Genomic DNA, 14,213 nt, shown 5'->3' with positions numbered 1-14,213 from the left:
CATCAACATCGTGACACCAACGATCAGCCCCTAACTTCACGGCCTTGGCCTAAAGCCGTGGAGCCGGCCCCCAGCCACAGAGGGGTTACCCACCCGTCATAGCGCGCTGTCGCTGGCGCGGTCGGCGGTCCGGGCCGGAGCGGGGCGGAGACAGGAGTGGCGGCCCGGGGGAGCCGGGCCGCGCGCGGCGAGCGGAGCGAGGCGCCTTGAGGAAGTGAAGAAAGTTTCGACCGGTGGCCCCGGTCAGCCCCGGACTGCTTGCGGGCTGCGGCTGGCGCCGGGGCTGATGCGGTAGTTGAGCTGGGCCCTGCTGCCGCTCGTTCGGAGTTCTTCCAGCAGGAGCGGGGCGTTCTCCGTGCCGTGCGTGACGCGGAGCGCGTGGATCACCGGGGTCGCGTCGGGAAGTTCGAGGGCCGCGCGTTCGTCGCCCTGCGGCATCCGGGCTCGTACCGTCTCCGACCACGTCAGGTCGTGTCCGGCCCGCGCCAGAGCGGAGTAGATCTCCTCCAGCGGAGCACCAGGGTTCTCCGCCAGGGCCGGCGCCTGGTCGGCGGTGGCGAACGGCAGCAGCAGCCGGTGCAGCGCGCGGGCGCCCGTCGCCGGGTCGGTCAGTGTGCGGTCCACGCCGAAGAGCGCTTCCCCCTCGGCCAGTCCGAGGAACGGGCCGGTCTCGGCCGTGGTTCTGGTCCGGTGGACAGTGGGTTCATGGGCCTCCTGCCACGACGGGGCGCCCAAGGCGTATGCGGCTCCTGTGCGGGTGACGGACCGCTCGATGGTCAGATGCGGGGTGGGAGCACCCTTCACAAAGCTGCCCTTGCCATGGCGGACCTCGATGAGCCCTTCCGACCGCAGTGCGGAGATCGCGTTGCGCACGGTGGGGCGGCTGACCTCGTAGCGCTCGATGAGTTGCGCCTCCGAGGGGAGGGGGCTGCCGGGCGGGAAGTCTCCGTTCGCGATGCCCTGCCGGATCGCGTTGGCCACCTGCTGGTACAGGGGTCCGGGGCGCTCGATACCTGCCATGTCGCTCGGCCTTCCCTTGTCGGTTCGCGGGTGTCGCCACCCCAGTTACTCACGTCACTCGTCAGCATAAGTTGTTGCCTCCCTGAGTCAAGACATGCATAGTCGTCACTCGTAAGCACGAGTGACGTCAGGTTCCTGGCGTCCGTGAGGCCAGGGAGGCCGCCACCCATGCAGTCCATCCCCGTGGACACGGCACGACTGGGCGTACTCCGGTGCGCCATCGCACCGGAAGTGAAGTACAGCAACGCGGAGACGAAGGAGATCAAGAAAGACCGGGACGGCAACCCCGTGTACACCATCGCGGTCACGGTCCGGCAGGACGGACGTCGTATCTCGGTGATCGAGATCGCCGTACCGGGGGAACAGAAGGGCGTCGTCGAGGGGGCGGAGGTCCGGGTCACCGGGCTGGTCGCGTTCGCCTGGGCGATGGGCGACCGGCACGGGATCAGTTTCCGCGCCGATGCCGTGACCCCGGTGACGCCGGTGACGCCTGCCAAAAACGGGGGCGTCGCATGAGCACCGTGCTCCTGGCGCTGGGAACCGTTGTGCTCCTGTGGGCACTGGGCGGGGAGCTGTTACGCCGCCGCTGCCCCGTCGGGCACTGGTACATCGCCGGGTACCCGGCGGCGGCGCTGCGGGTGTGGTCGACGTGGCGCCGGGTGGCGCTCCTCAACGACCTGGCCGTGAACAGGCGCCCGCCGCGCGCACTGCTGGGCGGGCTGGTGGTGATAGGTGACGCGCTGCGGCCGGTCGTGCCCCGGGCCTCCCTTCCCCGGGCGACTCGGCTGGGGCTGACGGTGACGGTCCGGATGTGTCCGGGCCAGACCCCGGCCGTCTACCGGGCCGCCGCCGAAGCCTTCACCCACGCGTGGAAGGTGCACGCCGTCCGCGTGACCTCCCCGGAACGGGGCATGGTCCGGATCGCCGCCCTCGCGTCCGATCCGCTGACGAGCCCCGGACTCGCCATGGCCCCCAAGGCACTGCTGTCCGCCCTGGTGGGCATCGGCGAGTCCGGCGGGGCCTGGGTGATCGATCTACTGGAGGTACCGCACTGGCTGGTCACCGGGGCCACCCGGTCGGGCAAGTCCACTCTCCTTGCCCGGCTGATCGCCGAACTCTCCCCGCAGGACGTGGCGCTCGTCGGGATCGACTGCAAGGGCGGAATGGAGCTGGGGCCCTTCGCACCCCGGCTGTCCGCGCTGGCCACCTCCCGGCGGGAAGCGGTCGCCCTTCTCGGTGGGCTCCTCATCGAACTGCACCAGCGGATGCGGCTGTGCCGTGGCCACGACACTCGTTCCATCTGGGAGCTGTCGCCCAAGCTGCGGCCCGTGCCGGTCGTGATCGTTGTGGACGAAGTGGCGGAGCTGTACCTTTCGGACGGCACCCGCGCAGGTCGTGCCGAGTCGGAGCAGTGTTCCGCCATGCTCCTGCGCCTGGTCCAGCTCGGGGGCGCGCTCGGACTGCATCTGGTGGTGGCCGGGCAGCGTGTCGGATCCGACCTCGGCCCCGGGGTGACCGCCCTGCGGGCGCAGCTCGGCGGCCGGATCTGCCACCGCGTCCATGATTCCGGAACGGCTGAGATGACCCTCGGGGATCTCGACAAGGATGCCGTGGCCGCCGCTCAGTCGATCACCCCGGAGGAACCGGGGGTGGCGATCCGCACCGGCCCCGACGGTGGCTGGGAACGCGCCCGCTCCCACCGCCTCACCCCCGAGGAAACCGCCGGGACCGTGGCCCGCCATGCCTCTCGCACTCCCCACCTGCCGACCCTCGAAATCACCCTCGCCGGGATGCGGGAGGGGGAAGAGGAATGAGCGAGTACGCGTCCATCCCCTTCGCCCTGCTCTTCGGGATCGTCTCCGTCCTCCTCGTGCGCTCACGCGATGTGCGGGCCTGGCAGGCGGTCGTCATCACCCTGTTCGGGATCTACCTCGGTCAGACCCCGGTGGTCCTCACCGTCGACTCCGTCGTCAACTGGGCCGTCTCCGGCTTCATCACCACCTGACAGGAGCCTCCATGCCCATGCGCCCCGTGCGCTGCCCCATTTGCAAGGGGGAGCGCCACCGTAAGTCCCGCACCGGACGTCTGCGGCGCTGCCGCTGTTGCCGGGGCTCCGGAACCGTCCGCTGATACACCCTCCACCCACAACCCACCTGGGAGCACCCATGAACCGTCGCGCACCCACCGCCATGCTCCGCGCCGCTACGGCGGCCCACCCCGGAAGGGCACCACCATCACCACCCCCGACAACACGACCCCGGCGGGCAGGCGTGCCGAACTCGACCGCTCGGCACGCCTGCGCCACCTGACCGAAGCGGACCGCGACACCATCCGCCTCGTACGGGATCCGAAGTTCTCCCGCTGGCTCGAACAGGTCACCGCCACCGGCGGGTGCTCCCACCCGATCCACCTCGGCGGCACCACCATCACCCGGAATGCGGCGACCGGCGAGATCCTGCACCACTACTCCACTCGTGACGAGCCCGGCGAACGTCTCCTCGTCCGGTGCGGAAACCGCCGGGCCACCGTCTGCGCCCCCTGCTCCGGTCTGCATGCGGGCGACACGTACCACCTCGTCCGCGCCGGCCTCACGGGCGGCAAGACCGTACCGGCATCCGTACGGCACCGGCCCCGCCTCTTCGTCACCCTCACCGCCACCTCCTTCGGCCGCGTGCACCGGGCCACCGACAGTGCCCCCTGTCGCCCGCGCCGCGACCCGGGAACCTGCGAACACGGGCGGCCCCTCGGCTGCGCCGCCCGGCACACGCGCACCGACCCCCGGGCCGGACAGCCCTTGTGCGCCGACTGCTACGACTACCCCGCCCATGTGCTGTGGCACGCCCACGCCGGACAGCTCTGGGACCGCTTCACCCGTGGCGTCCGGCGCCACCTCGCCGCCTCGGCGGGCATCCCCCGGGCTCGGTTCCACGATCATGCCCGGCTCTCGTTCGCCAAGATCGCGGAGTACCAGCGCCGGGCCGCCGTGCACGTCCACGCCGTCGTACGCCTCGACGGCCCCGGCGGCCCGCACGACCACCCACCCGCCTGGGGGACCGCAGACACCCTCACGGAAGCGGTGCGAACGGCCGCCCGCCTCGTCTCCGTCCGGGCCCCCTACAGTCTCGCTGTTGGTGAGCGGACCTTGCGCTGGGGTTCGCAACTCGATGTCCGCACCGTCACGAACGCCGACGGCGGTACGAGCGATGACGCGGTGGCCGCCTACATCGCCAAGTACGTCACCAAAGGCGCACAGGACGCCGGGTCCGGAGTGGACCATCCCATCCGCCACCGCGCCGACATCGACGCTGTCACCAGCACCGACCACGCCCGCACCCTCATGTACACCTGCTGGCGGCTCGGTGCCCTCCCCGAGTACGCGCCCCTCCGCCTCCGCGCCTGGACCCACACCCTCGGCTATCGCGGCCACATCCTCACCAAGTCCCGCGCGTACTCCACCACCTACGCGGCCCTGCGTGCCGGTCGCGCCGACCATCTCGGCCACAGCGCCCCCATCGACGCACTCACGGAACGCCACTGGCGTTACCTCGGCTCCGGCCACACCCCCGGCGCCGCCCTCATCGCGGCTGGGATCGCGGACGATGTCGCGGCCAACCGGCGGGCGCTGACCGACGGGATCGGGTACGCCCTTGGCTCCCGATGAGATCCGGGCGAGAGTCCTGGCTTCCCGGGCCCTGCAAGGACTGCCCCCGGTCATCGAGGACCTTGCCGTCATCGAGCGGGCGGGCCCGGCTCTTCCTGCTGGTCGAACCTGAGCCGCCCGCCGGGGACCCGGTCCCTACGCGATCCAGTCGAAGACGAAGCGGTCGGGGTCCCACCGTTTCCGGGGATCGGCGGGACGGACGTCGACCGACCGGACACACGCCTTGACGACGGCTCGGCGCTGCGAGTTGTTCATCCGCTCCCAACGCGCCCGCATGTCCTCGAACGTGCCCACGAAACTCGTGATCACCGCCGTGCTGGACACCTGTCCCAGCTTCACCCGGTTCCGTGCCAGGCGGTCGGCGATCGGCTGGCGTGCCACCATCCACTCCTTACGGGTGATGCGCCGCTCCCCCATGTCCTCGGCAAGTTCCTCAAGCTCCTGCTCGTCGGCCCTGATCTCGTCATAGAGGTCGTCGCCCGTGTCGTCCTGGGTGCGCAGCCGGGCCGTGAACCCGGGGGATGCCAAGGCAGCGAGCACCATGTCCCGCACATGGTCGTCCGTACGACCGGCGTTCGTGGCCGTACCGGCGCACGCGTCCGTCCCCGGCGTGTTCGGGCAGACGTACCGGGGGACTCCGCTCCGGGGACGGCCTGTCAGGCCCCACCCGCAGGGCGTGCCGTCCTCCCTGGGCTTCGCGCACTGAAGGATGCCCGACAGCAGATAGCTGCGCTTCGTCTCACCCTCGACGTGCCGTCGCCGTGCCGGGTCGCTGAGCACCTTGCGCAAGCGGTCGGAGTCCTCCTGACTGATGATGGCGGGCCACACCGCATCCGCGACGATCTCACCGAGGAGTGGGCGTGTGCCCTCCCACGACCCGCGTGGCGTGTGCTCCCTCCGTCCGCTGATACGTGCGGAGGCCAGCATCCGGCGCAGTCCACTCGGCTTCCACGGCTTCCCCGCCGGGCTGACGATGCCCCGCTCCTGCCAGTCCCGGCAGACGCTCGAAAGGCTCTCGTTCGCCAGTACGCGCCGGGCGCCCTCGCGAATGATCACCGCCTCCTCCTCGTGCACCGTGAGGTGATCGTCCTGGTATCCGAACGGCCGCTTCCCCCCACCAGAGACCCGGCCCGCCTCGGCGGCCTGACGGCGCTGCCTCTTCTGCCGCTCCGCCTTGTGCTCGGCCTCATGGCGTGCCGCCGCTCCGAGCATGCGGGCGATCATGCGCCCCGTGGGGGTGGCGAGATCGATCTCTCCGCTCACGGTGGCCAACTCGATCCCCCGCCGGTCGGCGAGATCGATCACGTCTTCGAGTTCCCGGGGCGACCGTGTGAGCCGGTCGACGTGCCACACCGCGATGGCGTCGACCTCGCCCCGGTCGATCGCCTCCAGCAGTTGCCGCCACTGCGGGCGGGGAGCCCCGGAGTACGCGCTGACGTCGTTGTCCGGGTACACGGTCACCACGTGCCAGCCGATGCGGGCGCACAGTGCCCGGCAGTCCTCCTCCTGGCGTGCGATGCCTAATCCCGCTCCGCCCCTGTCCTGACTGATCCGGCAGTAGATCGCCGCTCGTCTCTTGCCTCTAGTGGGGTTCATGGGTCACATGGATACAGGTTGGTAGGCACGGGCGTCTCCTGCCCGATCGGCGTGGCACCGGCGGAAGGCTGACGTCGGCGGATGCTTGAGCCCCCGCCCGGGCGGACCGAAGCCACGGGGAGGCGTCGAACACGACGAGCGTGCGCCGACGCACGGGGGCGAGCATGCAGCGGAAGCCGTCCGGTCGTGCCCGGACGCACCGCCCGCCACCAGGAAGGGGCCGCCAGGAGCTCCTGGCGGCCCCTTCCTGGTGGCGCAGGCGCGGACGGTCCTCACCACCCTTTATTGCCGTGCCCCGGCGGCCCCGCGTCGCTAGACTCGCCGCATGGGTGCCTTTCTGCCGTTCTTCTTCGTCTGATCCCGCGCGTGGACGCGGCGTACCGACCCGTGCACTGAGCACGGGGTACGCCCACGCGACGGGACGGCCCCCGCATGGCCGCATGAGCCGCCCGGCCCACTGAGCCGCAGCGCCCCGTCGGCGTCCTTTCCCACTCCAGCCACGAATCGGCTTCGCCGTGCCGCCCGCCGAGGCGCCGGCGTTCATCCCCAGGGAAAGAACCATGCGCGAACGCGCCCAACTGGCCATGAAGGACGTCTCCAAGGCCTATGGCACCCGTGCCGTCCTCGACCAGATCACCCTCACCGTCCGGCCCGGCGAACGCGCCGGAGTCATCGGCGAGAACGGCTCCGGCAAATCCACTCTGCTGCGGCTGATCGCCGGAGCCGAGACCCCCGACACCGGAGAGATCACCGTCAGCGCCCCCGGCGGCACCGGGCATCTCGCCCAGACCCTCGGCCAGACCTTCGGTCTCGGCCCGGACCACACCGTGCAGAACACCGTCGACACCGCGCTCGCCGGGCTCCGCGAGCTCGAAAGGCGGCTTCACGAGGCCGAGCGGCGGCTCGGCGCCGACGCGGGTGAGGCGGAGCTGGCCGAGTACGGCGAACTCCTCACCGCCTTCGAGGAGCGCGGCGGCTACGAGGCGGACGCCCGCGTCGACGCCGCCCTGCACGGCCTCGGCCTCGCCGGCGTCGAACGCGGACGGCGGCTCGACGCCCTCTCCGGCGGCGAGCGGTCCCGGCTCGCCCTCGCCTGCGTCCTGGCCGCCTCCCCCGAACTGCTGCTGCTGGACGAGCCGACCAACCATCTGGACCAGCGGGCCGTCGAGTGGCTGGAGGACCGGCTGCGGGCCCACCGGGGCACCGTCGTCGCCGTCACCCACGACCGGGCCTTCCTCGAACGGATCGCGACCACCATCCTCGAAGTCGACCGGGACACCCGCGCGGTCCACCGCTACGGCGACGGCTGGGCGGGCTACCGCACCGCGAAGGCCGCCGCCCGCGACCGCTGGGCCCGGGAGCACCAGGAGTGGCTGGACGAGCTGTCCCGTACGGAGGAACTCGTCACGGCCGCCGGACAGCGGCTCGCAAGCAGCGGCAGGGACCCGGGCGAGGGTTTCGGCAAGCACCGCCGCTCCCATGAGGCGAAGCTCTCCGGGCAGGTCAGAGCGGCCCGGCTGCGGCTGGAACGGCTGCGTCGCGAGCCGGTGCCCGCGCCGCCGGATCCGCTGCGGTTCCGGGCCAGGCCGGTGACGGCGGGCGGCGAGGGGCTGCTGACCCAGCTCTCCGGCGTCGCCGTCGGAGACCGGCTGCGGCTGGACCGGCTGCGGGTGGAGGCCGGTCAGCGGCTGCTGGTCACCGGCCCCAACGGCGCGGGCAAGACGACCCTGCTGCGGGTCCTCGCCGGTGATCTGCGCCCCGACACGGGCACGGTCCACCGGGGCCGGCGGGTGCGGATCGGCTATCTGCCGCAGGAGCTGCCGACCGTCCCGTCGCCCGAGCCGCTGCTGAACGCCTATGCGGCGGGCCGCCGGGGGCTGCCCGAGGAGTACACCGCCGAGCTGCTCGGCCTCGGGCTCTTCCGCGAGGAGGATCTGACCGTGCCGGTGGCCGCGCTCTCGGCCGGCCAGCAGCGGCGGCTCGAACTGGCCCGGCTGCTGCGGACGCCCGCCGATCTGCTGATCCTGGACGAGCCGACCAACCACGTGGCACTGAGCCTGGTGGAGGATCTGGAGGACGCCCTTGCGGGTTATCCCGGCGCGGTCGTCGTGGTCTCCCACGACCGGCGGTTCCGCAGCGGATTCGGCGGTGAGCGGCTGGAGTTGAGTTCCGGCCGGGCGGTCGGGCCCGGCTGACCGGCCCACGGACCCCGGACAGGCCGGGAAAAAATGGTTTTGTCCCGCACGTAGGGTTGTTGTCCGTGGGGATCAGTGAGCAGCAGGCGACAGCGACGTCCGAGCCGACCCCGGCGGACATGCCGGCCCCGGCGGACACACCGACCACCGCGGACATGCCGGTCCCAGCGGACACACCGACCACCGCAGTCGCCGCGCAGGACACGCCACTGCCATCACGACGGCAGTGGCGTGTCCCGCTCATCGCCACCCTGGCCGTCGTGCCGCTGTACGCGCTGTGGGCGGGCTGGCTCGCCACCGGGGGCGGCGATCTCGCCGCGCAGTTCGCGTGGACCGAGTTCATGGCGTCGCACCCGTCGTCGGCGTACAACCTCTCCTGGTACGGCGGGATGCACACCGTCAACTACAGCGTGCTGGCTCCCCCGCTGATGGCCGTGCTCGGGGTGCGGACGGTCTCCGTCCTCGCCGGTCTCCTCGGGACCTGGGCGCTGGCCCGTCTCGTCGTACGGAGCGGGGTGCGCCGGCCGCTGTGGCCCGCGCTGCTGGGGGCGGCGGCCGTCTGGTGCAATATCGCCTCCGGCCGGACGACGTTCGCGATCGGGCTCGCGATCGCGCTGGTCGCGCTGGTCCGGATGGGCAGGCCCTGGGTCGCCGCGCTGTGCGCGACGCTCGCCACGCTGGCGAGCCCGGTCGCCGGGCTGTTCCTGGTGGTCGTGGGCGCGGCGCAGCTGCTCCAGCGGCTGTGGCGGCGGGCGGCGGCGCTGCTGGTCCCGCCCGCGGCCGTGGTGGCGGCGACGACGCTGCTCTTCCCCTTCTCGGGGGAGATGCCGATGCCGTCGGGGAAGCTGTGGATGCCGCTGCTGGCCTGCGCCACAGTGATCGTCGCCGCGCCCGCCGGCTGGCGGACGGTGCGGTACGGGGCGGGGGTGTACGGCCTCGGGGTGGTGCTCACCTTCGTCATCCCGTCGCCGATCGGGACGAATGTGGAGCGGCTGGTGGGCCTGGCCGGGCCGCCGGTGCTGCTGGCGGCGGCGCTGACGGTGTTCGCCGGCGCGGGCCCGGTGCTGGGGCGCGGCGCGCGGGCGGCGCTCAGCCGGATTCTGCTGGTCGCGGTGCTCGTGGTGAACACGGTCTGGGTGATCGACAAGACGGAGGACGATCTCGCGGTGTCCACCGCGGTCCCGTCGTGGGCGCGGCACACCGACGGCGTCGTACGGGAGCTGGAGCGGCTGGGGGCCGACCGTACGCGGGTGGAGGTGGTCCCCGCCCGCAACCACCGCGAGGCCACGCTGCTGGCCCCGTACGCTCCGCTGGCGCGCGGCTGGAACCGCCAGCTCGATGTGGAGCGGGGCAGGCTCTTCTACGACGGCTCGCTGACCGAGCGGACCTACCGGCAGTGGCTGGACCGCTGGGCGGTGGGTCTGGTGGTGCTGCCGCACGGCCGGCCGGACGGCCCGGCCGAGGGCGAGGCAGAGATCGTCCGCGCCGAGCCCGAGTGGCTGGAGCGGGTGTGGCGGGACGAGCACTGGACGGTCTACCGGGTACGGGACGCGGTGCCGCTGGCGTCCTCCCCTGCGACGGTGGTGCGCGGGGACGCGGCGGAGCTGGTGGTGCGGATGGAGTCGGCGGGGTCGGTGACGGTACGGGTGGCGTACTCGCCGTGGCTGCGGGCCGAGGGGGCGTGTCTGACGCGGGCGGGCGAGTGGACCCGGCTGACGGTGGAGCGCGCCGGGGAGTACCGGATCGGCTCCCGCTACGGACTGCCGGGCTCGGGAGACTGCTGACCGCTCTCGCGGGGCGGGGCGACGGACCGCCGGGACCGGCCCGCTGGGCCAAGCTCACCAGAACCGGACTGCCAAGTCCTGGCCACCGGATCAGCCCACCGGGACCCGGGCCACCGAGTCCGGCCCTCCGGAACCGGACTGCCAAGTCCGGGCGACCGGATCAGCCCCCCGGAACCGGACCACCGAGTCCGGCCCACCCGATCAGGCCACCGCATCAGAACCACCAGGACCCGGCAGGCCACCGGATCAAGGCCACCAGGACCCGACTACCGACGTAAGGCCACCGACGTAAAGCCGCGGGCATCAACCCACCGACGTACAGCTACAGGGCTACAGGCATCAACCCACCGGCGTTAGCCCACCGGGCAGAACCGCCCCCACTCCCCCCCAACACAAGGACGGCGTCCCCGCACCGCGGGGACGCCGTCCTTACTGCTGAGGACTGCTGAGGTGACCGGTGCCGCCGGACCGGCCCACTCCATCGGGCCGGCGGGACGATCGGGCGGATCGGATGGATCGGGCGGATCGGATGGATCGGATGGATCGGGCGGATCAGACCGCCGATCCGGCCTTCCACTTCGCCCAGTCCATGTTCCAGCCGTTGAGGCCGTTGTCCGGGGCGATGGTCTTGTCCTTGGAGTTCTTCACGATCACGACGTCGCCGATGAGCGAGTTGTTGAAGAACCACGCGCCGTTCTGGTTGGGGTCGTTCGCGCCCTGGGCGTCGGCGAGACCGATGCAGCCGTGGCTGGTGTTGGCGGTGCCGAAGATCCCGCGGCCCCAGTAGTTGCCGTGGATGAACGTGCCCGAGGTGGAGAGCCGCATCGCGTGCGGGACGTCCTTGATGTCGTACTCGCCCTTGCCGTCCGAGTCCGTGAAGCCGACGGTCGCACCGTTCATCCGGGTCTCCTTGAACTTCTCGGAGATCACCATCTCACCGTTGTAGGTGGGGGTGGCGGGCGCGCCCGCGGAGATCGGGATGGTCTTGACCGTCTTGCCGTCCTGCGTGACCTTCATGGTCTTGGCGGCGGCGTCGACGGTGGAGACCTGGTTACGGCCGATCTTGAAGGTGACGGTCTTCTGCTGGACCCCGGTCATGCCGGGTGCGCCCTCGACCCCGTCCAGAGCGAGCTTCAGCGTGACGGTGGAGCCCTCCTGCCAGTAGTCGTCGGGGCGGAAGTCCAGCCGCTGGTCGTTGAACCAGTGGCCGACGACCTCCTGACCGGTGCTGGAGGAGACGGTGATGCCGGACTGCACGGTCTTGCGGTCGGCGATCGGCTTGTTGAAGTTGATCGACACCGGCATGCCGACGCCGACGGTCGAACCGTCCTCGGGCGTGAAGTTGCCGATGAAGCTGTTGTCGGGCGAGACGGTGGTGAAGGAGGAGTTCTCGTGGGCGGTGAGGCCCGCGCCGTCCTTCGCCGTGACGGAGATCTTGTACTTGGTGGAGCGCTCCAGCTGGGCGTCCGGCTTCCAGCTCTTGCCGTCGGCGGCGAGGGTGCCCTTGACGGCGACCCCTCCGGCGGCGGTCAGCTCGACCTCGGTGAGCTTGCCCTCGCTGACGGTGACCTTGCCTGCGTTGTTGATGCTGGCGTCGGTGGCGCCGTTCTTGGGCTCGATGGCTATTCGGGCCTTCGAGACCTTCTGCGCCGCCGCCTCGTCCACCTGCGCCTGTGACTTCTTGGAGCCGCTCTGGGATTCCCCGCCCTTGTCACCGTCGTCGCTGCACGCCGACAGCACCAGAACTCCGCTGAGCACCGCGGACGCGGCCATCAGGCCCCTGCGCCGCTTGCTGACCGTCATCACACGCTTCTCCATCGTCGCCGATTTCCCCTGGACCGAACTACTAACTAGAACACCCATATCGGGCTACCCGGTTTCCTTTCGCCGACGGATGTGGGCAACGCCACTTTGACGACCTCTACTCCCGAGCAACCCTCCCGGCGCACCATCTTCTCCGGCGGGGTCCCGGCGTCCGGGAGCGGGGGACCTCAAGGAGCCTTCGACCACCCGGCTTGCCTCTGACGTGTTCCTTTCACTAGCATCTGCGCATCTGGTCAAGTCAAGGACGCCTCAAGGGAGATCGTGTCCGTGTCCGTCGCATGCCGACCGCTTCTGACCGCCGCCGCCGCTGGGATTCTGCTCTGCGCTCTGTGGTTCGTCCCGTCCGCGAACGCCTCCGTCGACCAGGGCGTCGTGGAGCGACAACAGACCGGCGTGACCACGCCTGAGCAGCTGAGACTCGCCGACACCGGCAGCTTCGACACCACTCCGTACCTGGTCGGCGGCGCGGGGTTCCTCGGTGTGGGCGTCGCGTTCGTGACCTATGCGGTGCGCAGGCGGGGGCCCGTGACGATGTGACCGTGAGCGGTGGGTACGGGCCGGTTCAGGCCAGGGGGCCGGTGATCCGCTCCACCGCCGTGATGAGTTCTCCGTCCCGTACGAACGCCTCCACGACCGCCAGATCGGGGGCGAGGAAACGATCCGGCCCGGGGCCTTGGGCACCGGCCGCGCGCAGGGCGTCGACGGCGGCCCGGGACGCGGGCGCGGGGGTGAGGCCGTCGCGCAGTTCGATGGCGCGGGTCGCCGCGTACAGCTCGACGGCGATGATCCGGCCGAGGGCGTCGACGGCGGTGCGCAGTTTGCGGGCGGCTGACCACCCCATCGACACATGGTCCTCCTGCATCGCGGAGGACGGGATGGAGTCGGCCGAGGCGGGGACCGCGAGCCGTTTCATCTCGCTGACGAGGGCGGCCTGGGTGTACTGAGCGATCATCAGGCCCGAGTCCACACCGGGGTCGTCGGCGAGGAACGGCGGCAGTCCGTGGCTGCGGTTCTTGTCGAGAAGCCGGTCGGTGCGGCGCTCGGCGATGGAGCCGAGGTCGGCGGCGACGATGGCGAGGAAGTCGAGGACGTAGGCGACGGGTGCGCCATGGAAGTTGCCGTTGGACTCGACCCGGCCCTCATCGGGGAGTACGACGGGGTTGTCGACGGCGGCGGCCAGTTCACGGCCCGCGACCAGCCGGGCGTGGGCGAGGGTGTCCCGGCCCGCTCCGGCGACCTGGGGCGCGCAGCGCACGGAGTAGGCGTCCTGGACGCGGGGGGCCTCGTCCTGCTGGAAGTGGCCGACGAGTCCGGAGCCCTTGAGCACGGCGCTCATATTGGCGGCGGAGACGCTCTGGCCGGGGTGCGGGCGGATGGCGTGCAGTTCGGGGGCGAGGACCCGGTCGGTGCCGAGGAGCGCTTCGAGGGAGAGCGCGGCGGTGATGTCGGCGGAGACGTAGAGCCGCTGAAGGTCGGCGATGGCCATGATCAGCATGCCGAGCATGCCGTCGGTGCCGTTGAGGAGGGCGAGCCCTTCCTTCTCCCGCAGCTCCACGGGCTCGATGCCGTGCTCGGCGAGGAGTTCGGCGGCGGGGCGCACCCGGCCGTCCGGGCCTTCGGCGTCGCCCTCGCCCATGAGCGCGAGAGCGCAGTGGGAGAGCGGTGCGAGGTCTCCGGAGCAGCCGAGGGAGCCGTATTCGTGGACGACGGGGGTGATGCCCGCGTTGAGTACGTCGGCGATGGTCTGCGCGACCTCGGGGCGTACTCCGGTGTGTCCGGAGCAGAGGGTCTTGAGCCGCAGGAACATCAGCGCGCGGACGACCTCGCGTTCGACGTGCGGGCCCATGCCCGCCGCGTGCGAGCGCACGATGTTGCGCTGGAGCTGACCTCGCAGATCCGGGCCGATATGGCGGACGGCGAGCGCGCCGAAGCCGGTGGAGACGCCGTAGACGGGCTCGGGCCTGGCGGCGAGCGCGTCGATGATGGAGCGGGCGGCGGCGAGGGCGGTGCGGGCATCGTCGGAGAGCTCGACCCGGGCGCCTTCGCGGGCCACGGCGATGACGTCGTCGGCGGTGGTGCCGGACGTCCCCACCACCACGGTATGCATATCCATATTCAGCAGCGTACGGATTG

At 71.3% G+C, this 14,213-nt stretch carries 11 protein-coding genes; 7 read left to right on the top strand and 4 right to left on the bottom strand.

Going from position 1 to position 14,213, the window contains the following annotated elements; all coding sequences use genetic code 11:
- Positions 1-243: 243 nt before the first annotated feature.
- Positions 244-1,020: a GntR family transcriptional regulator gene (locus FF041_RS10880; protein WP_153522417.1), complete on the bottom strand. Its 777-nt coding sequence runs from the start codon at positions 1,018-1,020 to the stop codon at positions 244-246.
- A 168-nt stretch (positions 1,021-1,188) separates the two neighbouring features.
- Here FF041_RS10880 and FF041_RS10875 point away from each other — a divergent pair, with 168 nt between their 5' ends.
- The 4 genes from FF041_RS10875 to FF041_RS10860 all read left to right on the top strand — a co-directional run bounded on the left by FF041_RS10875 (position 1,189) and on the right by FF041_RS10860 (position 4,681).
- Positions 1,189-1,536 (top strand): SCO3933 family regulatory protein, encoded by a 348-nt coding sequence (locus FF041_RS10875; protein ID WP_153522415.1) that lies wholly within the window; start codon positions 1,189-1,191, stop codon positions 1,534-1,536.
- A complete protein-coding gene (locus tag FF041_RS10870; RefSeq protein WP_153522413.1) occupies positions 1,533-2,834 on the top strand; it encodes an FtsK/SpoIIIE domain-containing protein in 1,302 nt (433 codons plus the stop codon). Before FF041_RS10875 ends, FF041_RS10870 begins: the two co-directional genes overlap by 4 nt.
- Positions 2,831-3,025 carry a hypothetical protein gene (locus FF041_RS10865; RefSeq protein ID WP_153522411.1) on the top strand — a complete coding sequence of 65 codons (195 nt, stop codon included), beginning with the start codon at positions 2,831-2,833 and terminating at the stop codon, positions 3,023-3,025. The genes FF041_RS10870 and FF041_RS10865 overlap by 4 nt, the downstream gene beginning before the upstream one ends.
- 228 nt (positions 3,026-3,253) lie before the next feature.
- Positions 3,254-4,681, top strand: coding sequence for a replication initiator (locus FF041_RS10860; protein WP_323391631.1), 1,428 nt, complete (start codon positions 3,254-3,256; stop codon positions 4,679-4,681).
- Positions 4,682-4,816: 135 nt separating this feature from the next.
- Here FF041_RS10860 and FF041_RS10855 read toward each other — a convergent pair whose 3' ends face one another.
- A complete protein-coding gene (locus FF041_RS10855) occupies positions 4,817-6,277 on the bottom strand; it encodes a recombinase family protein (protein ID WP_153522407.1) in 1,461 nt (486 codons plus the stop codon).
- Positions 6,278-6,837: 560 nt separating this feature from the next.
- On the opposite strand from FF041_RS10855, the gene abc-f reads away from it, so the two are divergent.
- Complete coding sequence (gene abc-f, locus FF041_RS10850; RefSeq protein ID WP_153522405.1) at positions 6,838-8,472, top strand: ribosomal protection-like ABC-F family protein; 1,635 nt, start codon at positions 6,838-6,840, stop codon at positions 8,470-8,472.
- A 155-nt stretch (positions 8,473-8,627) separates the two neighbouring features.
- Positions 8,628-10,256, top strand: coding sequence for a hypothetical protein (locus tag FF041_RS10845; protein WP_228388132.1), 1,629 nt, complete (start codon positions 8,628-8,630; stop codon positions 10,254-10,256).
- Between the two features lie 552 nt (positions 10,257-10,808).
- On the opposite strand, the gene FF041_RS10840 is transcribed toward FF041_RS10845, so the two are convergent.
- Entirely contained in the window at positions 10,809-12,074 is a 1,266-nt protein-coding gene (locus FF041_RS10840; protein ID WP_153522403.1) for a L,D-transpeptidase, read from the bottom strand.
- 273 nt (positions 12,075-12,347) lie between these two features.
- Between FF041_RS10840 and FF041_RS10835 the strand changes: the two genes are divergently transcribed.
- A complete protein-coding gene (locus tag FF041_RS10835; RefSeq protein WP_323391616.1) occupies positions 12,348-12,617 on the top strand; it encodes a hypothetical protein in 270 nt (89 codons plus the stop codon).
- Positions 12,618-12,642: 25 nt separating this feature from the next.
- Here the strand turns inward: FF041_RS10835 and hutH are convergent, their stop codons facing one another.
- On the bottom strand, positions 12,643-14,187 hold the full coding sequence (hutH, locus tag FF041_RS10830; RefSeq protein WP_153522467.1) for a histidine ammonia-lyase: 1,545 nt from the start codon (positions 14,185-14,187) through the stop codon (positions 12,643-12,645).
- Between the last annotated feature and the right edge of the window lie 26 nt (positions 14,188-14,213).

The organism is Streptomyces jumonjinensis, assembly GCF_009600885.1.
Classification (GTDB): Bacteria; Actinomycetota; Actinomycetes; order Streptomycetales; family Streptomycetaceae; genus Streptomyces; species Streptomyces jumonjinensis.
The sequence above is the reverse complement of the archived record's forward strand: the minus strand, read 5'-3'. Positions and strand labels throughout refer to the sequence as shown.

Excerpts from the sequence above, each read along its gene's own strand:
- FF041_RS10865 (WP_153522411.1), top strand. The coding sequence starts at position 2,831 with ATGAGCGAGTACGCGTCCATCCCCTTCGCCCTGCTCTTCGGGATCGTC.
- FF041_RS10880 (WP_153522417.1), bottom strand. The coding sequence starts at position 1,020 with ATGGCAGGTATCGAGCGCCCCGGACCCCTGTACCAGCAGGTGGCCAAC.
- FF041_RS10870 (WP_153522413.1), top strand. The coding sequence starts at position 1,533 with ATGAGCACCGTGCTCCTGGCGCTGGGAACCGTTGTGCTCCTGTGGGCA.
- FF041_RS10845 (WP_228388132.1), top strand. The coding sequence starts at position 8,628 with ATGCCGGTCCCAGCGGACACACCGACCACCGCAGTCGCCGCGCAGGAC.
- FF041_RS10875 (WP_153522415.1), top strand. The coding sequence starts at position 1,189 with ATGCAGTCCATCCCCGTGGACACGGCACGACTGGGCGTACTCCGGTGC.
- hutH (WP_153522467.1), bottom strand. The coding sequence starts at position 14,187 with ATGCATACCGTGGTGGTGGGGACGTCCGGCACCACCGCCGACGACGTC.
- FF041_RS10855 (WP_153522407.1), bottom strand. The coding sequence starts at position 6,277 with ATGAACCCCACTAGAGGCAAGAGACGAGCGGCGATCTACTGCCGGATC.
- abc-f (WP_153522405.1), top strand. The coding sequence starts at position 6,838 with ATGCGCGAACGCGCCCAACTGGCCATGAAGGACGTCTCCAAGGCCTAT.
- FF041_RS10840 (WP_153522403.1), bottom strand. The coding sequence starts at position 12,074 with ATGGAGAAGCGTGTGATGACGGTCAGCAAGCGGCGCAGGGGCCTGATG.